The following is a 20,056-nucleotide window of genomic DNA, read 5'->3' on the forward strand; positions in this document are numbered from 1 at the left end:
TTCCTCTCCCCGGTGATCGAAACATTCATCGATACCGGCATTGAGTCAGCAAGTGGGCGTCAAAATCAACCGCAAGGCAGGGCTGGCACCGCCGACCGGCTGCGCCGAAACCCAGCCGCCGGTTTCGAGTTCGGCAGCCGCACGACGAATCAGCGCGTGTTCGAGGCCCAGGCGGCGCGACATCAGTGCCGTGGAGACGCTGCCGTCACCCGGCGCGCCGGACTGGCGAAGCGCCAGCAATACCAGTGCAGCGACCGGATCGAGCTGGGGATGCTCGATCTGCAGCGCTTCCCACTGACGCTGCAGATCGGTCAAGGCGGGTCGATCAGGCAAGTCGCGTGCTCGCCTCGAGCTTGACGGCAATCGACTTGGAGGCCGGGGTATGGCTGAAATCGCCCTTGTGGGAGAGCGGAATCAACGGGTTGGTCTCCGGGTAGTAGGCAGCGGCACAGCCCTGCGGCGTGTCGTAGGCGACGATCTTGAAACCGTCGACGCGTCGCGTCACGCCGTCATCGGACTCGCCGATCAGATCGACCCACTGGCCGGCTTCGAAACCGAGCCGCGCGATGTCGTCACGGTTGAGGAAGATCACCTGGCGGCCGCCCTCGATGCCGCGATAGCGGTCGTCGTAGCCGTAGACGGTGGTGTTGTACTGATCGTGGGAGCGCATCGTCTGCAGCGTCAGCCAGCCCTCGCGCGTCGCCAGCTGCTGGTGCATCACCGCACTCGGCAACGCGTCATCGGAAAACTCGGCCTTGCCGGTTGCGGTGCCGAATTCGAGCCGGGCCACCGGGTTGGCGAGCCAGAATCCGCGCGGCACGCGCACGCGGGTATTGAAATCGTGGAAGCCCGGGATCACTGCGGCGATATGCTCGCGGATGACGTCGTAATCGTCGCGCATCGCGGCCCAATCGACGATCTCGCTGACGGACTCTTCATCGTCGATCCCGTCATTGGCGAACAGCCGCTCGGCGATGCCGGTCAAGATGGCGATCTCGGAGCGCAGCGCGTTGTCCGCCGGCTTATTGATGCCGGCGGAGCCGTGCACCATGCTCATCGAGTCTTCCACCGTGATCAGCTGCGACTTACCGGCCGTGTTGCGATCGATCTCGCTGCGACCGATACACGGCAGAATCAGGGCCTGGTCGCCGGTGATCAGGTGGCTGCGATTGAGCTTGGTGCTGATGAAGGCGGTCAGGCGGCAGTTGGCCATCGCCTTCTCGGTGACGACGCTATCGGAAATCGCGCGGGTGAAGTTCCCGGCCAGACCGATGAACACCTTGCCCGGCTGATCGCGCATCGCCTCGACGGCAGCGACGGAATCGACACCATTTTCACGCGGCATCGGCCGGCCATACTGCGCTTCCAACGCATCGAGCAGCGCCCTGGAGGGCTTCTCGAAAATGCCCATGGTGCGGTCGCCCTGAACATTGGAGTGGCCGCGCACCGGTGAGGTGCCTGCGCCGGGCTTGCCCAGGTTGCCGCGCAACATCAGCAGATTGACGATCTCCCGCACGGTCGCGACGGAATGCACGTGCTGGGTGATACCCATGGCCCAGCAGGCGATGGTGGCCTTGGAGCGCGCGTAAAGCTCGGCAGCCTCTTCCATCTCCAGCTGCGTCAGGCCGGACTGCGCTTCCAGGGTTGCCCATCCGGTCGCTTCGACCCGCGAGCGGTAGGCCTCGAAATGGACGGTATGGGCCGCCAGAAAGTCGTGATCGAGCACTGCTTCACCGGCGGCATCGCGGGCCAGCAGCGCCTTGGCCATCCCTCGGACCACGGCCATGTCGCCGCCCAGCTTGGGTCGGAAGTAGTGCGAGCTGATGCGGTGGCTGCCGTTGTGCAGCATCTCCAGCGGCTTCTGGGGATCGGCGAATTTCTCGAGTCCCCGCTCCTTCAGCGTGTTGAAAGTGACGATGGTCGCACCACGCTCGGCAGCTTCGCGCAGCACGCCCAGCATGCGGGGGTGATTGGTACCGGGATTCTGGCCGAAGACGAAGATCGCCTCGGCCTTCTCGAAATCTTCCAGACGCGCACTGCCCTTGCCGGTGCCGAGCGCAGCGTTGAGCGCCACGCCGCTGGCTTCGTGGCACATGTTGGAGCAGTCCGGCAGGTTGTTGGTGCCGTAAAGGCGCGCCAGCAGCTGAAACACGTAGGCGGACTCGTTGCACGCCTTGCCGGAGGTGTAGAAAAGCGCGTCGTCCGGCGTGGGCAGTGCCTTGAGTTCCGCGGCGATCAGATCCAGCGCCGCTTCCCACTCGATCGGCTCGTAGTGATCGGTCTCGGCGTTATAGCGCATCGGCTCGACCAGCCGCCCCTGATCCTCGAGACGGTAGTCGTCCCATGTCTTCAACTCGCTGACACTGTGCCTGGCGAAGAACTGTCGCGTAACGCGCTTGGCTGTCGCTTCCCAGGTCACCGCCTTGACGCCGTTCTCGCAGAACTCGAACGAGGAGGCGTGCTCCGGATCGCCCCAGGCACAGCCCGGGCAATCGAACCCGTCAGGCTGGTTGAGTTTGAACAACGAGCGCGCATTGAGCGCCGGCGAGCGACTGTGCAGCAGATGCTTGCCCACCGACTTCAGCGCGCCCCAGCCGCCGGCCGGGTTGTGATAGTCGAATATCTTGGGGGTTTTGGCCGCAACGGCGCTCGGAGCCTCCGGGCCGGACCCTCCTGCAGACTCTCGCTGGGACTCACGATAGGACTGGGACATGCTTCTCCTTACACGCTCGAGAGGGCGACCAGGACGAGCGAAAATGATGACCGGAAACGACTGGCACGCTTGCTCTGCCAACCGCGACGATCGGCACGGCTGCCTCGGCAACCGGTAGTCGCTATCGCGGCGAAAGACATTCGCCGATTGGCGGGCAACGAACTGGCTGTCAACGTTGGTCGTAATACCAAAGTATATTACGCCGCTAACGTTTTTGCTGTCGATATGCGGGGTGGCGTGTGCCTGCGCACCAAACGGAATAGCGTATCGGCCGATACGCGCGACGCTTGAGGACGATGGGACGGCTGGGACGATAGAAGACGTTCAGTCGTCGCCGCGGCTCAACAGTTCGAGCCGCCTGCCACGGTGGCAGTTGATCAGCGTCAGATGGCAGCTGCGTGCCACCTCGACCGCCAGCCGAGAAGGATAGGAGAGCGTCGCCAGCGCAGCAATTCGCGCACGGACGCTCTTCTGCACCAGCTCCAGACTGCAGCGGCTGGAGGTCATCACCAGCGCAGGCATGCTGCCGGCCATCAGGCTGGCGCCGATCACCTTGTCCAGCGCGTTGTGGCGACCGATATCGCGGCCGAGGGTGACGACCTCGCCGGCTCTGGAAATCCCCAACGCCAGATGCATGCCGGGGGCGGACCCGTTTCGCAGTGCCTCCAGCCCGGTGGCGAGCGTCGCCGTTTCCGGCAAGGCCGTGGCCGGCAGGCGGGTCAAACCGAACAGCAGCTGGGACTCTTCCTGCACGCCGCAGGCCCCGCAGCCGCTGGTCGATAGCGTCGCCCTCGCCTGACTCCCGGCACGCCTGGCAATCCGCTCGGCGACCCGCAGGCGGACCCGGAAGCCATGCCGACTGGTTTCGATATCGAGCGCTTCGACATCGGCATAGCGATCGATCACCCCTTCGCTGAACGCGAAACCCACGGCCAGCGCCGCGAGTTGATCCGGCGTCGCCAGCACCGTGGCGTAAGCCGTATCGTTGAAAACGATGGAAACGGGCGATTCCTGCGGACCGGGCAGCGTATCGAGCGCCAGGCCGCAGGCATCCTCGAAAGCCGCCAACGGCTCGAGTTCGCGCCGGGGATCCTGCGAGGGACTTTCGGTGCGAGAGGATAGCGGCGCTGTCATGGGTCACTCCATTCCGTCGACGGGCGTCGGGAAGCAGTGAAACGATATCACGTGTGAGGTTGACGACGCGGGGTTTCTGGCGAGAGGGTCGTGCTGACGAAACGATCAGTCTGACGAAACGGCCGAAACGCCCGATCCTGGGGATCGGGCGTCGCGAACTCAGCTAGCGGCGTCTTGTACGGCTTCGCCACCGCTCTCGATGTCCTTGCCAGCGCCATCGACGGTGTTGCAGCCCGCCAGGATACCGGCACTGAACAGTGCGAACAGAGAGAAAGCAATCAGGCGTTTCATGGTGTCGTCCTCCTTAACGGTTTGGGCGGATGAATGCGTGGCTCATCCGGGCCGTTTTGTTATCGGCCTGTCATCAAGGTAGCAGAGAGTCGCGAAAAGGCGTACGACAACTTGTCTAACTGCCGGATTTGGCGTCTAAACTGCTACCGTTCGCCGACTCGCCGTCAGCGATTCTGGACCTGACATTTTCCCGTCATTCATCGTTCTCACCCGGAGGCCGCATGCCCAACTTCACCCTCGACTCGCGCCTGCAGCAGGACAGCGTCCACATCATCGATCTGGCGCTGTGCCAGGTCCGCCTGAGTCGGGATGCCCGCTACCCCTGGGTGATTCTGATTCCGCAGCGCGAGCGGGTCGTCGAAGTCTATGAACTTGGCACCGACGAACAGGCGACGCTATGGCAGGAAGCGAGCCAATTGGGGCAGGCGATGATGCGCCACTACGGCGGCGACAAGCTGAACATCGCCACGCTCGGCAATCAGGTGCCGCAACTCCATGTTCACCTGATCGTGCGCTTCCAGGATGATGCCGCCTGGCCCGGGCCGGTCTGGGGCCAGGGCAGCGCGGAGACCTATGACGCTGAAGCGCTCGAGCAGCGCCGCGAGGAGATCGCTCGATTGGCGAGCGACGCCGGCGTCGTACGCTAGGCACCGTCTGAAAACTGCCTGCGCTCGCCCATACGGTATTAAAAATCGGCTGGTGCGCCAGCCCGGTCAAGATGCTCGTTGACACCGCGTAAACGGGCACGCCAGCCCGGTCCGCCTTCATCGATTTTTGCCTTGGCTACGGGCCCAGGTCTGGCCGTCGCTCGTCGATTTTTCAGACGGAACCTAGGGAATCTCTCGGCCTCGCGTCGGTCTGGACGTGGCCGATTGGATGGGGATGGGCACGGATCCGAACGGTCCACGCGGGGATTGCGCCTGCTGCGCGGCAGGTGCACCGAGCATGGGTGGCGCGGCGGCCGGGCCACGCTGCCACTGGGCCAGCGTCAACGATAGCCCCAACATCAGTATCAGCGCCCCACCCGCGAGCCCGACCCACGCCTGCCACTGTCCGCCGCCCGTGGCGGGCTTGAGATGGCGCTGGACCCAGTCCCGCGCCAGCACGCTGAGCAGTGCCAGCGAGGAGACGGTCAGCGCCGTTCCCAGCGACATCGCCAGCACCGCGACGACGCCTTTGCCGAACTGATCGAGCAGCGCCGCCGCCCCCAGCAGCAGCACCGCGCCACTACAGGGGCGAATACCGATCGACAGCACCGTCAACAGCGCGACCCGCCAGTCACCGACCTCACGCGGGTCGATATGATGATCATGGCCGCAGCCGCAGTGTGCACCGGGAGAGGCGCCGGGAGAGTGTCGCTGCGCGGGCGACGCTCCATCCAGCGCGCCCTGGCTCGGTGTCGGCGCTGCGGACCACGCCGACACCGACGAGAAGTTCGGCGTCACGCGGGGTTCGGTGGCTGTCGGCGCGTGAGCTGCGACAGCATGACGGGCGCGCCACAGTCGCCGTAGCGAGCGCACGCAGAGCCACAACCCCACCAGCGCGACGATCACGAAACTCGCCAACTCCGCCTGATCGATACTGCCCATCGCCTGTCGGGTCAGCCACCCCAGACCGAACACCAGCACGCCGATGATCGCGATCGCCATCACGCCCTGCAGCAAGGCCGCCAGCACGGAGAGGCCCAGCGCACGCCGCCAGGCTCCGCCCTGAGACGCCAGATAGGTACTCAACACCACCTTGCCATGCCCCGGCCCCGCCGCGTGAAAGACGCCGTAGCCGAAGCTCACCCCGAGCAGAACGCTCCAGGTCGTGGCGCTCGGTGCGCGATTCAGCGCGGTGACCGCTTCGATCAGGGCGTGGTAGAACTTGCCCTGCCAGTAGACGATCTGCACCGCAACGTGTTGCCACCAGCCCAGCGAATATCCCGCGGCGGCGATCGCGCCCAGCAGTGCCAGCGGGATCAGAAATCTCAGCGTCGCGTTCAGGCCGGGCACGTGATCTCTCCGGTTTCGGCGAAGAAGCGACCCAGGTTCGGTTCGCCCGACTCGCTCTTGTCCAGCATCGACGCTTCCATCACCTTCTGGGGATCCGGTTTCGGCTTGGCGATATGGGTGGTGCAGCCGGCGGGCGGATGATCGAGCGTCAACGCCTCCGGCCGCGGCTGGGAACCATCTTCAGTGGCCTCGTGAACCATCTCGATGTAATAGGTGGGATCGAAGATCCGGTAACTCAGGGTGTGGCCGGCCAACGCCTGCGGTGCCGCCAGCGGCAGCACGAACTCGAAGATCAGCCGGTCATCGCGATAGTCGGTATTGGTATCGGTGACATCACCCTGCGCCACGGGCTGTCCGTCGAGCGCAATGTGGGTCAGATTGTCCTGGGTGGCGAGATTGTTGCGAATCTCGACGCCCAGCGCATCGAGGCGTTGCGCCATGCTGGTACCGTCGTCGACGTTCGCCATCTCCTCCATCACTACCTGGCTATAGAACGGATCCATGCGCCAGCGCTGGCGTAACCCGGTCAGGCTTCCCTGATCGTCGAAGATCCCCTCGACGCTCATGTCGACCCAGCCATGCGGATGCGCCTGCGCCGCCGAAGACATTCCCAGACACAAGCCGATTCCCAATCCCAACAAGCCGTAGCAACGCAACATCAAACGTTTTTTCAAGGCAACAATCCCAACCGATTCTGGACATCGATGAACAATGGATCGAGCTCCACGGCCTCCAGCGGTTGGCCGCCGCGTCGACCGCTCAAGGTGAGATAGGTATCACCGTTCTGCATCACCAAGCCTGCAGGGCGTTCGCCGCCACTGGTGACCTGCGCATGAACTTCGTAGCCGGAGCGCGACGCCAGCACCGCATCGATCTGCCCCAGGTTCCCGTCACCGTGGCGAATCACGAACCCGCGTTCGGCCAGCATCGAAAGCGTCGCCTTGAGGGTCTCTTGCGCCGTGGCCTGCACCGAGATGCTCCTGGGTTGCGCCTGAGGCGATACCGCGCAGGCGCTCAACAGCAGACACCCGATCAGCACGCTCAGCCCGGCGACCTGCCGGAGTCCGGATCGCCGGGAGATGGCGTCGCGATGCGTTGCCGGTTCACGAGGCGTCATGGCGTGACTCCCTGGGCAGGCCGTTGCAGGCGAGACTGGATATCGTCGTGCAGCTGCTGGCAGAACGAAGGCTGGTTATAGCTGCGCGCGTCGATCAGATAACCATTGTAATCGACCACCACCGAATCACGATCGACCAAGGTGGTCGTATCCGGCGTCACCACCGATACGCGCTCGATCTGTACCGGATCGGTGTTGTAGCCACCGCCGAAATTCTGAAACACGCCCAGTGAATAGCCATTGCGGCCACCCAGACCGAAACCGCCCCAGAAGCCGGTGCGCCCGAACGGGCTGTTCACGGCCCCCAGACCCGGCTGCGCCGTCTTGCGCTCGGCGCTGACCAGGCCCAGCGTGGCGTCGGTATCGAGAATGGCGTAACCCTGGCTTTCGAGGGCGTCCCGTGTCGCCCGCAGGCGCTCGAGCGAGTCGCCGCTGGCAGGCCAGCGGCAGGCGGCCGGCAGGGCATTGCCACCGGCCATCGAAGTGGGAGCCGGTGCCCCCATCGACTGGCAACCGCTCAGAACACCGAGCCCGAGACACACCGTTATCCAGCGTCCAAACCGGCATCGTCGATCGTTCATGACTGCATCCTCGCGGGGGATTGCGAACAGTGTTCAGCATGGCATTTTCCCGCCCTTCGATCCACGCTCATCGCCACGACTTCCGGCGGGCGACGTTAGCGATACTCTGGCGGTCAGCGCGCGACCGCCGCGCCGTGACCAGCCGTCGCCGCCAACCGCGAACGACGTTATGCTGACCGCTGTCACCCCTGAGCTCCGATTCACTCCCAGCCGAGAATGCCATGAATATCGTCATCGCCCCCGATAGCTTCAAGGATGCGCTCTCCGCCCGCGACGCCGCCGCTGCCATCGCCGCCGGCCTGAAGCGGGAGCTGCCCGACTCGATTCTGCATCAATGTCCGATGGGCGATGGCGGCGAGGGCACGCTCGATGCACTGCTGGCAGCGACCGGGGCCGAACGCCGCACGGCAAGTGTCCAGGATGCGCTGGGGCGCGAAGCCACGGCGGCGTGGGGTTGGCACGAGGCATCGCACACCGCGTTCGTCGAGCTGGCCGAGGCGAGTGGCTTGCAACAGCTCAAGCGTGACGAGCGTACTGCGCTCTACAGCACCACCTTCGGTGTCGGTCAGTTGATCACGGCGGCGCTGGATGCCGGCGCTCGCTCGCTGGTACTGACGCTGGGCGGCAGTGCCACCAACGATGCCGGTGCCGGCATGCTGGCGGCGCTCGGGGCCCGACTGCTCGACAGTCGAGGCCAGCCGCTCCCGCCGGGTGGCGCCGCGCTTTGCGATCTGGCAACCCTCGATCTCGAGGGCCTGGATCCTCGCCTGGCCTCGCTGGAAGTGCGGACCGCCGTCGACGTCGACAATCCGCTGCTGGGATCACACGGCGCCAGCGCCGTCTTCGGCCCGCAGAAAGGCGCCACCGCGGCCGATGTCGAACGCCTCGACCGGGCGCTGTCGCATTTCGCCGATCACGCGGCCGACGCTCTGGGCGAGGATTTTCGCGAACTGCCCGGCGCCGGTGCCGCGGGCGGCATGGGTTTTGCGGCCCGGGCCTTTCTCGGCGCCACGCTGCGTCCCGGCATCGAGCTGGTAATGGACCAGGTCGGCTTCGACGATCTGCTCGCCGAGGCCGACTGGGTGATTACCGGTGAGGGACAGCTCGATGGTCAAAGCCTGTCGGGCAAGACGCCGATCGGCATCGCCCGCCGCGCCGAGCGTTTCGGCGTTCCCACCGTCGTGCTGGCGGGACGCCTGGGGGAGCAATGGCAGGCCGCGTTCGAGCACGGCGTCACCGCGGCCTTCGCGCTGGCGGACGGTCCGATCACGCTGGACGATGCTCTGGCGCGCTGCGCCGAATTGCTGAGCGATCGCGCGCGGACGCTGGCCAGGCTGTGGGAGGTGGGCACCCGCTAGCCGCGCGGCATCCCGTTTGCCCGCTTCTCTTGCTTTTCCCGCTCGCCGCCCTGATATCCCAGTGACAGGGCGGCATCTCGCGACATGATAGAACGATACTATCCACCCCATACCGACACTTGGATGGGTCTCGATGCGGCGCCCGGTTAGACTACCCATCAGCACATTCAGGGAGAGATTTCATGTCCAACGCCTCCGTTTCCAATACCGGTGCTGCCGACAGCGGTGACACCAACGCTATCGGCCTGCATCCATCCAGTGCGGAACAACTCGCGGAAAAACTCAACGGGTTGCTGGCCAACTACCAGGTGTTCTACATGAACACGCGCGGCTACCACTGGAACGTCAAGGGCGAGCAGTTCTTCGAGCTCCATGCCAAGTTCGAGGAGATCTACACCGACCTGCTGACCAAGGTCGACGAGGTCGCCGAGCGCATTCTGACGCTGGGCTATCAGCCGCTGCACGCCTACAGCGATTACGCCAAGATTTCCCAGATCCAGGAACACAAGAAAGTCTCCGACGGCAAGCAGTGCGTGCAGGGTCTGGTGAAAGGTTTTCAGGTCCTGATCGAGCTCCAGCGCGAACTGCTGTCCCAGGCCAGCGATGCCGACGACGAAGGCACCGCGTCACTGGCCAGCGACTACATCCGCGAGCAGGAAAAGACCGTGTGGATGCTCAACGCCTATCTGGGTTGATCGTCTTCCGCGCGAACCGATCGCTGTTGATGACCGCCGCCCAACCGGGCGGCGGTTTGCGTTCACGGGGCAGAATCGTCATCGCGGGCGGCGTCACTGCTCTTTTGCGATTCTTCGTCGCCTTGCGGTTCGCCCGGCTCGTTTTCGCCCTGTTCGTTTTCAACATCGGCATCCACATCCCGAGTCAGATGCGCCGGCAGATCGCGCTTCATCCGCACGCCCAGCTTGTTGAGCGCCAGCGCCTGGCCGACCAGGCTGCCCTGCCCGGTCGACAGTCGCCCCATGGCCTGCTCGTAGCTGACCTGGGCCCGCCCCAGATGCCGACCCACGTCCTCTAGACTGGAGACGAAACCCTGGAACTTGTCGAGCAGCTTGCCGGCGCGCTCGGCGATGTGCCTGGCGTTCTCGTTCTGACGCTCCAGATTCCACAGGCTCGCCACCGTGCGCAGGCTGGCCAGCAGCGTGGTTGGCGTCACCACGATGATGTCGCGGGAGAAGGCATCCTGAAACAGCGTCTCGTCGTGCTGGAAGGCAACGGCGAACGCCGGCTCCACCGGCATGAACAGGAACACGAAATCCGGCGAGCGTAGCCCGGGCAAGTGCGGATAGTCGCGCCCGGACAGCGCATCGATATGGCTTCTCACCGCCTGCACGTGGGCGCGCAACGCCTGTTCGCGCTCGCTATCCTCCTCCGCGTTGACGTAGCGCACGTAGGCGTTGAGCGAGACCTTGGCATCGACGATCAGGTGCTTGTCGTCGGGCAGATAGATGATCGCATCCGGACGCTGACGCCCGTGCTCGCCGTCGATCGAGACTTCGCGGCGATACTCGATATCCCGACGCAGACCGGAGCGCTCCAGCACCGACTCGAGCATCATCTCGCCCCAGTTGCCCTGCATCTTCTTGTCGCCCTTGAGCGCACGGGTGAGACTGGCGGCCTCCTCGGTGATCTGGCGATTGAGCAGGGCCAGTTGATCGATCTGCACCTTGAGCGTGGTGCGCTCGCGCACTTCCTGACCGTGGATCTCCTCGAGACGCTGACGAAAACCGCTGACCTGTTCGCGAAACGGTTTCAGCAGCGCTTCCAGACTGTCCCGGCTCTGTGCGCTGTAGGCGCGCTGGCGCTCGTCGAAAATGCGCCCGGCGAGGGACTCGAATTCGTGTCCCATCCGCGTCTTCGCCTGCTCCAGCAGCTGGAGCTGTTCCGCATGCTGATTCTGCTGCTGCTCGTGGCGGGTCTCCAACCGGCCATACTGCTCGCGCAGTGTCGCCAGGCGCTCGTTGAGCGCCTCAATCTGCTGTTCGCGGGTGCCGAGCTGCTGCTCCAGTTGTGCCTGACGCTCGCGCAGGTCGTCCTGCTGAGCGTCGCTCTGCGCCAGTTCCTGCTCCAGCCGCAGGCAGCGTGTCTCGCTGGCCTGCAGTCGTGACTCAAGGACTTCCCGCTGGCGCGAGTCGTGCCGGCGCTGTCGCAGCAGCGCCAGACACAGCACCACCGCCACCAATCCGATCGCCATGACTGCGGCAAGGCCGGTACCCGACTGCAGCCATCCCGCTGATACCCCATCCATCGTCTGCTTCCTTGTGACCTCGCTGCCATCGAGAGGCTACCACCCATGGGTTATTGACTCAGCGCAAAGCCGAGGCACCGAAAGTACCGGTTTCCCTTGAACTTTGCCCAGCCTATCCCAAACTCCTTGGGTAAGCCGAGACATGGACCGGGAAGGCCCATGGGCTTGTCATTCATCGAAACATCAAGCCGATTTATCAAGCCGATTTATCAAGACTGGGAGGTCAAGATGGCTCAGCAACTCAACGGCAAACGTGTCGCAATCCTCGCCGCCGATGGCTTCGAGGAGTCCGAACTGGCGTCTCCCCGCGCTGCGCTGCAAGGCCAGGGCGTCGAAACGCATGTCATCACGCCGGACGGCAAGGGCATTCGCGCCTGGGCCGAAACGGATTGGGGCGACACCTACGAAGCGGACAAGAGTCTCAGCGACGCCAGCGCCGCCGACTATCACGCGCTGCTCCTGCCCGGCGGTCTGTTCAACCCGGACACACTGCGCCTCAACGAGGACGCACTGACGTTCGTCAGACACTTCTTCGAAGCGGGCAAGCCGGTCGCTGCGATCTGCCACGCCCCCTGGATCCTGATCAACGCTGGTGTCGTCGAAGGGCGCAAGATGACATCCGTCCCGTCCGTCGCCCAGGATCTGAAGAACGCAGGTGCCAAGTGGTTCGACGAATCGGTCGTGGTCGATGCCGGCCTGGTCACCAGCCGCACGCCGAAGGATCTCGACGACTTCAACAGCAAGCTGCTGGAAGAAGTGGCGGAAGGCCGTCATAGCCATCAGCACGCCTGATCGTCGTTCTCGACGTCGAAACGAACGCCCACCGATCGGTGGGCGTTTTTGTGTCAGGCCGGTCTAAGCCCGTCCAGACTTTATCCGTCCAGACTTTGCACGATGGTCCGCGAGTTCCCATACTCACTGTTAACCAAACCTAGGATTGCCTGCCACCGTGCCCCACTTTCGCGATACCCATGCCGACACTTCCGCTTCGGGTTCTCTACCTCGGCTGTTCGTGACCAAGCTCATTCATTTTACCAAGAAACTGGTCCGGATCTTCACCCGCCCGATGCGCGGAGACCGGGGCGAAGGCGGGGTCATCGTTCATCCGTATCGCGGCTACGGCTCGCATTCGGAAGCCTTCATCATGGGGCGCGTGTTTCGCCAGCCCGGCCGATTGGCGAGCTGGAAGCAAGGTGGCGTCGCCAGTGACCTGGTCGATGTCGCCCGCCGCGTGGTGAGGCACGGGGTCAGAGATGCCCGGGTGGATATCCGGCTGGGCGCGACCCACGCGACCGTCACCACCGATCGCGACGGCTACTTCCACGCACATATCGACATTACCCACACCCTGCCCGCCGAGGCGATCTGGCATTCGGTCAAGCTACAGGTCGTCTCGGAAGACGACGCCATCAGCACTGAAACCGAAATCTACATTCCGCCGGCGAGTACCGACCTGATCGTGATCAGCGATATCGACGACACGGTGATGTACACCGGTGTCGCCAACAAGTTGAAGATGCTCTACCGGCTTTTCATGGAGAAAGCCGATCGACGCACCGCCTTTCCGGGCGTCGCCGCGCTGTATCGCGCTCTCTACGGCGGCGCGGAAGGCAATCGTCAGCGCCCCATGCTTTACGTCTCGCGAGGCCCTTGGAGCATCTACGAGGTGCTCGAGGCGTTCTTCAACCTCAACCATATTCCGGTTGGGCCGATCCTGTTCCTGCGCGAATGGGGCATGACCATAAAACGCCCCTGGCCACGCAAGGCCGAGGATCACAAGTCCGATGTCATCAACAACATGCTGTCGCTCTACGACTCGCTACCGTTCATTCTCATCGGCGACAGCGGCCAGCGCGACCCCGAGGTCTACACCGAGATCGTCAAGGCGCATCCGGATCGCGTTCGCGCCATCTACATCCGCAAGGTGGATAACGACCCGGAGCGAGACGCCGCGATCGAAGCCTTGGCCAACGAGGTTCGCCTTGCCGGCTGCGAACTGATTCTCGCCCACGACAGCGTCAGCATGGCGGAGCACGCGCTGTCGAAAGGGTATATTTCCGAGGAAAGTTGCCAAGCGGTACGCGAGGATACGCACGAGCAGCAGCGGCAGTAAGCCGTTGTTTACCGCCCTTTTGCTTCGTGCATTGTCGCCGCTTGCATGGGAGAGGCACCAACCTTGGGCGTTCAGATCAATGGAAATGGCTTGACGTGGGCCACGCCCCATTCACCGGAATTGTGCGAACGAAGCGCGTAGGATTTCAGTTTGTCGTGGTTTGCTTTGCATTGCGCTGTGCCTATCAAACAGAATTGAAAAAGCTTTCTTTCACCTGAAATGAGCGAAGGCGTGCTTGTTGCAAAAATACCGAACTGAACGGCATTTTCATCCCAGCATAGAAAAAGCGACTGACAGTATCTTCTTCACAATTTTCGGGTCCTCGCCACGAGCAAGCTGTGACGAAGCAGAGCTGATCTGTGCATCGATATAGGTTGCTGCAAACTCTGATGACATGTCTGCAGCAAACTCGCCTTTGGCCTTTGAACGCTCCACCCATTGCCTGAAAGCAGCCAACGCTTGCTCTTCAAGGAGATAAACTTGTGCTCGCGTTGCTTCACCCAACTGCGTACGTGATTCACGCATTTTAGTAAAAAGGCACCCCATTGGGGAATCATGTTGACAACCCGTTGAAGTGGCAAATGATACCAGGCTATCAAGGGTCTCTCGAAACGAATTTTCACTTTGCAACATCTGCTGCACAGGGTTTAGTACTTGTTCCTGATACCTGACAATGACGGCTTTCATCAAGCCATCTTCATTCGAAAATTCACGATAAAGCCCTGGTTTCGAGACACCGGATCTCCTGCAAATCTCATTCAGGGATAAGCTGCCGATGTTCCCTTTCCAATAGGCTTCCATTGCCACATCCAAAACGTGGTCTCGATCCAGGGTCTTGGGTCGCCCCCTTGAAAGCTTCGTTGGGTCTGAACTCATTTTTATACCGCTCGGTATTTTAATTTGACATGTGGTGGCTGCGGCATTATTGTACCACCTGGTATTTAATTGGCAACCTGGCAGGCATGAAAAATGAGCGACACAAAAGCAAACATAGTTATCACGGGAAGCAGTAGTGGGTTCGGCCAGAAGTCAGTAAAAGACTTTGCCGATAAAGGCTATCGGGTGTTCGCTACCATGCGTGGCCCAGAAGGCAAGAATGCTGCAGTGAAGGCCGAGCTGGAAGCGTATAGCGATTCCATCCATGTCGTTGATATGGATGTCACGAGTGACGAATCCGTCAAGACGGCCATTGCAGGTGTGCTGGCTAAAGTGGATAAGATCGATATTTTGCTTAACAATGCAGGCGTGATGTATCTCGGCATTACGGAAGCTTTTAGCATTGCCCAAGCCAGAGAACAGATGGAAACCAACTACTATGGTGCCATGCGCACTATACAGGCTGTTTTACCGGCTATGCGTGAGGCCGAGTCCGGACTGATCATCAATACCTCATCCATGGTTGGTCAGATTTCAGCACCGTATTTCTCTACCTACGCCGCCACCAAACATGCTTTGGAAGGCTACCTTCAAGGCTTACGCTACGAAGTGGCACCCTTCGGTATTGATATTGCCATCGTGCAGCCAGGCCCGTTCCCGACAGGCCTTACTGCAGCAGGGCAACAACCTAGACGCACAGACATACTGGCCAGCTACGGTGAACTGGCAAGGATTCCCGCCGCCATGTTCGAGGAATTCGGAAAATTCATGCAGAGTGATCAAGCGCCTGATCCACAGATGGTTGTAGATGCCTACTTGGCGTTAGCCGATATGCCTGCTGGCAAACGCCCTACACGTACAGCTGTCGGCATGGTTTGGGGGGTCGACGAAATCAACGCTGCCAAACAACCCATCCAGGACCGTGTATTGAAAGAAATGCAACTAGACAAGGTACTAGGCGGCGCTGACGCGTAATGCCAGGTAACAGGGGCAAACCATTCTTTGCCCCTGTTACCGTCAGTCATATCACCATCGCATCCTTCGCTGGAGGGGTCCAGTAGCCGCTCTCTAACTCCGATTAGCTCAGCGAAATTGAAGGCGCGCCAAGGGTCACTACACGACCTGCATGACAAGTATTAGATAGCGCGCTCGTTTTTCCACTTGAACGAGCACGCACGTTCAATAATCTTATCCAGCGCGCCATTTCTCACTTAACCCATTGATTTCAGGTCAGACTCAGAGTGATTCGGCGCGTCATGCAGGATTCGAGTGCTGACGGTTTTTGTCGGACCCGACAATTCTGTAGATAACAAGTATCGAAACCCAACTGGTCGTTACATGGCGAGCATTGATTCGAGAGAACCGCTCGCCATGTTCAGCTTCAGGTCAGTTTCAGGCGGCCCTGCCGGAGGCGATATCGGCGACCAGCGCCTTGAGCACGCGCCAGAACTCTTCGACGGACGAAAGCTCGGTGCGCTCGGTCGGTGAATGCGCACCGCGAATCACCGGGCCGAACGAGATCATTTCCAGCTGCGGATACTTGCCGCCGATGATGCCGCACTCGAGCCCGGCGTGGATCACCTTGACCGCTGGATCTTCGCCCAGCTGTTCTCGGTGAAGGCGGCGAAAACGGGTCAGCAGCGTGCTGTCCGCGCTCGGAGTCCAGCCCGGGTAGACGTTCTCGACCCGCGTCTGGGCGCCGATCAGGCCGAACAGCGCAGTGAAGCGGTCCGCCAGATTGCGTGTCGCGCTATCGCGCAGCGAACGCACCAGCGCGCAGAGATGAAAACGCCCGTTCTCCAGCGAGACCACGCCGAGGTTGTTGGAAGTCTCGACCACGCCCGGGACTTCGACGCTCATGCGCTCGACGCCGTAGGGGGCGGCGTGGAGCGCGGATACCAGCAGCTCGGTGGCGGTATCGGTCAGCGCTTCCACGTCCTCGCAGGAGACCGCCGCCGGTGACAGCGTCAACGTCACGTCGTCGTCGACACCCGCCAGCTCTTCGCGATAGAGCCTCTGCAAGCCGCCAAGCGCGTCTTCCACCGCAGGCAGATGATGTTCATCGACCACGATCGTCGCGAACGCTTCGCGCGGCAGCGCATTGCGCAGCGTACCGCCCTGATAGTCCACCAGCCGAATCTCGAACTCGCCCAGCCTCCGCAGCGCCCTGACCAACAGCTGGTTGGCGTTGCCGAGCTCCTTGTGAATATCGGCACCCGAGTGCCCACCGACCAGACCGGTCAGGGAGACTCGCCGCATCACCTCCTCTTCGTCACAACCGCGCATCGGCAGGTCGGCGTCGACGACGACGTCGGCACCGCCGGCGCAGCCGATATAGACCTCGCCCCGGTCCTCGGAGTCGAGATTGAGCAGATAACGGCCTTCCAGCCAGCCTTCGTCAAGCGACAGCGCGCCCTGCAGCGATGTCTCCTCCTCCAGCGTGAACAGCGCCTCGATCGGGCCGTGATCGATATCGTCCGCTTCCAGAATCGCCAGCGCCGCCGCTACGCCGAGGCCATTGTCGGCACCGAGGGTGGTGCCGCGGGCGTGGAGCCAGCCATTCTCGACGTAGGTATCGAGCGGATCGGTAAGGAAATCGTGGGGATGATCGCTGTTGGCCTGGGTGACCATGTCGAGATGCCCCTGCAGGATCACGCCGGGCACGGTCTCGCAGCCCGGGCTCGCCGCCCGGCGGATCCGCAGGTTGCCGTAGCTGTCACGATCGTGGGCCAGACCGTTGTCGTCGGCCCAGCGCTCGAGAATGTCGATCAGCTTCGCTTCGTGGCCAGAGGAGCGCGGCGTATTGCAGAGCGTACGAAAATGACGCCACACGGGCTCGGGGGAGAGTTGCAGCAGATGATCGTTCATGGTCGATTCCAGCCTCGTCGTGCGGCGAGCGTGCCACCGCCACGGGTGTCGAAAGAAAGAGTGATGAATGCAGTCTGGGCCGGCAGCGCGCCGCGGCCCGTTTCGGAAAACGCTGCATAAATCGGCGAGCAGGATGAAGGGCAAGGCGCCCGGAGCGCAGGAACCGGAACCCATGGGTCATAGGTGAGGATTCCGACCGGGCTGGCGCTCCAGCCCCGCGCCCCGAAGCGATTCGCCTGCGCAGACATGTATGCAGCGTTTCCCCTGAGGTGCCAATACCTTACTCGCCTGATCCCAGCTTGACCATATGCGATGAGGCGCGGCGGGAGCTCAAGGAGTGCGCGGGTCGCGATGGTTTTGGTGCCAGGCCAGCAACGCCGATGCCAGTCTTCGCGCCACTGCCAGCCCTTCTCGCCGCCCCAGTGTCGAGAGCGCCTCATCCCGATACTGGAACAGCGCCGCCACGACAGCGGCGACATGAGACGCCGTCGTCAGGTCGACGTTCTCCCTAGCCCCTTCCGACATCCCCGCCTCCGGCGCGTCTTCTGCCCAACCGGAATCGAGTGCCGGCACAACGGTGGCCGATGGTTGTCGTCGCCACCAGGCGAGCCAGGCCGTGCGCAGCCAGGGCCGAATCAGCGCCAGTTCCCCGCCGCCCGCGGCAAACCAGCCAAGCCGCTCGCATAGATCGGCGGGAATCTGCGGCGGCGCACCCTCTTGCAGCCAGCCCACCACGACGCACGGCTCGATGTCCTTGAGCTCGCTTGCCAGCAGGTCCGGCAGATAACAGACGAAATCGTCGTTCATGCGAGCCAGCGCCTGCCCGGCCTCCGGCGTCAACCCGCGCCCCATCATCTGCGCCGGCTCGCCGCTGGAGGCCTCCCGCGTCAGCCCGACACGCAGCGAGCAGAACCCCAGCCGCCGCCAGAATCGAATCAACGACGGTTCGGCACCGAAGCTCACCCCCAGGCGGTCCAGGCCGCGAGCCAGCGCCGCCGCCGCGACCCGTTCGATCATCGACGCGCCCACGCCCCGACACCGGGCCGCCGGATGAACGGCAATCCGCGTGACCCGCCACCAGCGAGCCAGCGCGGCCGCCTCAAAGCCGCCGTGGGTCGCCAGAGACTGTGCCAGCAGATGGCCACGCGGGCGCCGCTGCCCGCGGTAGATGGCGTTGGCCAGCGTGGCGTCGAAGCCGCCCTCCTGCTGCACCACGCAGATGCCGATCGCTTGCGGCTTGCCCACGGCGTCGCCGACGAAAGCCGCCAGCAGCTGAAGATCGGGGCCATCCAGCAGCTGGCGCAGATCGCTCGGCGAGGTGCGATAGTGGGCCTGTACCAGCAGACCGAAAATCGATCTCAGCAGGGCGTCGTCCCGGGCGAGTGCCTCCCGATCCAGCCAGACATACCTGACCGGCACTTCGCAGGCTGCTCCGAAGACCGATTCGGCAATCAACTCGGGAGCGGCGATATCGGCATCCAGACACAGGAGATCTCGTGTCAGCGACTCCAGCGGGTCTTCGGTGCCCCAGCGAATCGGTGTTTCGAGCTGCAGCCGCCGCCAGTCCGGCGTCAATCGGTCCAACGCGTCACGCAGGCGCACTTCGAACCCGCGCCCGGTGCCTTCGTAGCCGTGCACGGTGGTGGCGAAGGCAATGCGCGGAAAGTGCCGTAGCCAGCTCATCAACCGCGCCGCGGGAATCGATGCCGCCTCGTCAACGAACAGCGTCGGCGGCGATCGAGCGTCGATGCCGGTCGCCGCCAGCGCCGGCACCACCTGCTCCGGGGTCAACCACTCGCACCGGCAATCGCGGCCGTCCACGACGACCTCGAAGCGATTGGCCTCGCGCCGACCGCCGGGCAGCAGCTGCTCGAGGCGATCGAACACGGCGTCGACCGCGACCAGACTCGACGCCGTGATCCAGAGCCGCTGCTCACCCTGCCGCAGACGCCGCGCCGCGGCAATGCCCAGCGCGGCACTCTTGCCACGCCCGCGATCGGCCACCAGCACCACGGGGCGTCGGCGCCGCATCCGGGTCAGTCGCGATACCGCCACGGCCTGATCCGAAGTGAGACAATCACCGGCGGCTTCGGCTTCTGTCTCACCAGCGGCTTCGGACTCGGTGCGGTTTGCATCGGATGGCGTGGGCGCGCCGGCATCCGCCCAGGCGGGCGCGATCGGCAGCGCAGCGTCTGCCGGCCACGCGGCCAGTTCGTTGCCGCGGCGCAGTTGGGTGGCGAGGCGCTGCAGGTAGCGCGTCGACAGGGTTTCCACCGCGTGGGGCCAATGCGCGAGGCGCCGATAATCGGCATCCGCACGCCAGTCCGGGCTGGCCGGCTCTCGCCAGTGCTCCGGCGTCAGCAGCACGAGCCAGCCACCGGCCAGCACCGTACCGCTGATGGCACCGAAGGCATCAGGATCGAAGCCGGCCCCGGCGGAGACCGCGTCGAACACTACCAGATCGTGCTCGCTACCTAACCGACTGCGGACGCGGGATGCACTCAGGCGTTTCACCCCGGACGGCCAGGTCACAGCACCGTCGGGGGACGACAACTCGGGGCCGATCCACAGCGGCGACTGCCAGTGCCCCGCGGCGATCCAGGTTCGCGCTTTCCGGATCGCGTTCGAGGCGTCGTCGGCAATCCACAGCACACCACGCCAGCGCCGCCGCCGGAGGACATCGCCTTGCTCGGTCAGCCAGGCGGAAAGTGAAGGATCCGTGTCGGGCGTGGTCATGGGCAGGCC

General features: G+C 63.3%; 18 protein-coding genes. 6 read left to right on the top strand and 12 right to left on the bottom strand.

What is annotated here, in order from left to right; genetic code table 11:
* Positions 1-45: 45 nt before the first annotated feature.
* The 4 genes from DOM36_RS01330 to DOM36_RS01345 form a co-directional block, all read right to left on the bottom strand.
* Complete coding sequence (locus DOM36_RS01330) at positions 46-333, bottom strand: hypothetical protein (RefSeq protein WP_157958522.1); 288 nt, start codon at positions 331-333, stop codon at positions 46-48.
* On the bottom strand, positions 326-2,713 hold the full coding sequence (locus tag DOM36_RS01335; RefSeq protein WP_110640757.1) for an FdhF/YdeP family oxidoreductase: 2,388 nt from the start codon (positions 2,711-2,713) through the stop codon (positions 326-328). Before DOM36_RS01335 ends, DOM36_RS01330 begins: the two co-directional genes overlap by 8 nt.
* A 324-nt stretch (positions 2,714-3,037) precedes the next feature.
* Positions 3,038-3,847, bottom strand: coding sequence for a formate dehydrogenase accessory sulfurtransferase FdhD (locus tag DOM36_RS01340; protein ID WP_110640759.1), 810 nt, complete (start codon positions 3,845-3,847; stop codon positions 3,038-3,040).
* 159 nt (positions 3,848-4,006) lie between these two features.
* Positions 4,007-4,138, bottom strand: coding sequence for an entericidin A/B family lipoprotein (locus DOM36_RS01345; protein ID WP_075562204.1), 132 nt, complete (start codon positions 4,136-4,138; stop codon positions 4,007-4,009).
* Positions 4,139-4,359: 221 nt separating this feature from the next.
* Here DOM36_RS01345 and DOM36_RS01350 point away from each other — a divergent pair, with 221 nt between their 5' ends.
* Complete coding sequence (locus DOM36_RS01350; RefSeq protein ID WP_075569254.1) at positions 4,360-4,785, top strand: HIT domain-containing protein; 426 nt, start codon at positions 4,360-4,362, stop codon at positions 4,783-4,785.
* Positions 4,786-4,968: 183 nt separating this feature from the next.
* On the opposite strand, the gene DOM36_RS01355 is transcribed toward DOM36_RS01350, so the two are convergent.
* Genes DOM36_RS01355 through DOM36_RS01370 form a run of 4 tightly spaced genes read right to left on the bottom strand, consistent with a single transcriptional unit; the run spans position 4,969 to position 7,833 of the window.
* The gene (locus DOM36_RS01355; RefSeq protein ID WP_157958523.1) at positions 4,969-6,135 is read right to left on the bottom strand and encodes a nickel/cobalt transporter; all 1,167 of its coding nucleotides are present in this window, start codon (positions 6,133-6,135) and stop codon (positions 4,969-4,971) included.
* Positions 6,123-6,809, bottom strand: coding sequence for a DUF1007 family protein (locus DOM36_RS01360; RefSeq protein WP_232823691.1), 687 nt, complete (start codon positions 6,807-6,809; stop codon positions 6,123-6,125). The genes DOM36_RS01355 and DOM36_RS01360 overlap by 13 nt, the downstream gene beginning before the upstream one ends.
* Positions 6,806-7,252: a hypothetical protein gene (locus DOM36_RS01365; RefSeq protein ID WP_110640761.1), complete on the bottom strand. Its 447-nt coding sequence runs from the start codon at positions 7,250-7,252 to the stop codon at positions 6,806-6,808. Before DOM36_RS01365 ends, DOM36_RS01360 begins: the two co-directional genes overlap by 4 nt.
* Positions 7,249-7,833: a hypothetical protein gene (locus DOM36_RS01370; protein WP_144076842.1), complete on the bottom strand. Its 585-nt coding sequence runs from the start codon at positions 7,831-7,833 to the stop codon at positions 7,249-7,251. The genes DOM36_RS01365 and DOM36_RS01370 overlap by 4 nt, the downstream gene beginning before the upstream one ends.
* A 221-nt stretch (positions 7,834-8,054) precedes the next feature.
* On the opposite strand from DOM36_RS01370, the gene DOM36_RS01375 reads away from it, so the two are divergent.
* The gene (locus tag DOM36_RS01375) at positions 8,055-9,191 is read left to right on the top strand and encodes a glycerate kinase (protein WP_110640763.1); all 1,137 of its coding nucleotides are present in this window, start codon (positions 8,055-8,057) and stop codon (positions 9,189-9,191) included.
* 182 nt (positions 9,192-9,373) lie between these two features.
* The gene (locus tag DOM36_RS01380) at positions 9,374-9,886 is read left to right on the top strand and encodes a Dps family protein (RefSeq protein ID WP_110640765.1); all 513 of its coding nucleotides are present in this window, start codon (positions 9,374-9,376) and stop codon (positions 9,884-9,886) included.
* Positions 9,887-9,948: 62 nt separating this feature from the next.
* On the opposite strand, the gene rmuC is transcribed toward DOM36_RS01380, so the two are convergent.
* Entirely contained in the window at positions 9,949-11,454 is a 1,506-nt protein-coding gene (rmuC, locus tag DOM36_RS01385; protein WP_110640767.1) for a DNA recombination protein RmuC, read from the bottom strand.
* Between the two features lie 228 nt (positions 11,455-11,682).
* On the opposite strand from rmuC, the gene DOM36_RS01390 reads away from it, so the two are divergent.
* Positions 11,683-12,246 (top strand): type 1 glutamine amidotransferase domain-containing protein, encoded by a 564-nt coding sequence (locus DOM36_RS01390; RefSeq protein ID WP_075569306.1) that lies wholly within the window; start codon positions 11,683-11,685, stop codon positions 12,244-12,246.
* Between the two features lie 157 nt (positions 12,247-12,403).
* Entirely contained in the window at positions 12,404-13,567 is a 1,164-nt protein-coding gene (locus DOM36_RS01395; protein WP_348626368.1) for a phosphatase domain-containing protein, read from the top strand.
* Positions 13,568-13,834: 267 nt separating this feature from the next.
* Here the strand turns inward: DOM36_RS01395 and DOM36_RS01400 are convergent, their stop codons facing one another.
* Positions 13,835-14,368 carry a TetR/AcrR family transcriptional regulator gene (locus DOM36_RS01400; RefSeq protein WP_157958524.1) on the bottom strand — a complete coding sequence of 178 codons (534 nt, stop codon included), beginning with the start codon at positions 14,366-14,368 and terminating at the stop codon, positions 13,835-13,837.
* A 168-nt stretch (positions 14,369-14,536) separates the two neighbouring features.
* Here DOM36_RS01400 and DOM36_RS01405 point away from each other — a divergent pair, with 168 nt between their 5' ends.
* Positions 14,537-15,418, top strand: a complete 882-nt coding sequence (locus DOM36_RS01405; RefSeq protein WP_110640771.1) for an SDR family oxidoreductase — start codon at positions 14,537-14,539, stop codon at positions 15,416-15,418.
* A 417-nt stretch (positions 15,419-15,835) separates the two neighbouring features.
* On the opposite strand, the gene DOM36_RS01410 is transcribed toward DOM36_RS01405, so the two are convergent.
* Positions 15,836-17,311 (bottom strand): aminoacyl-histidine dipeptidase, encoded by a 1,476-nt coding sequence (locus DOM36_RS01410; RefSeq protein ID WP_110640773.1) that lies wholly within the window; start codon positions 17,309-17,311, stop codon positions 15,836-15,838.
* Between the two features lie 330 nt (positions 17,312-17,641).
* Complete coding sequence (locus DOM36_RS01415; protein ID WP_110640775.1) at positions 17,642-20,047, bottom strand: GNAT family N-acetyltransferase; 2,406 nt, start codon at positions 20,045-20,047, stop codon at positions 17,642-17,644.
* Between the last annotated feature and the right edge of the window lie 9 nt (positions 20,048-20,056).

It is taken from the genome of Salinicola sp. CPA57 (assembly GCF_003206035.1).
Lineage (GTDB): Bacteria > Pseudomonadota > Gammaproteobacteria > Pseudomonadales > Halomonadaceae > Salinicola > Salinicola socius.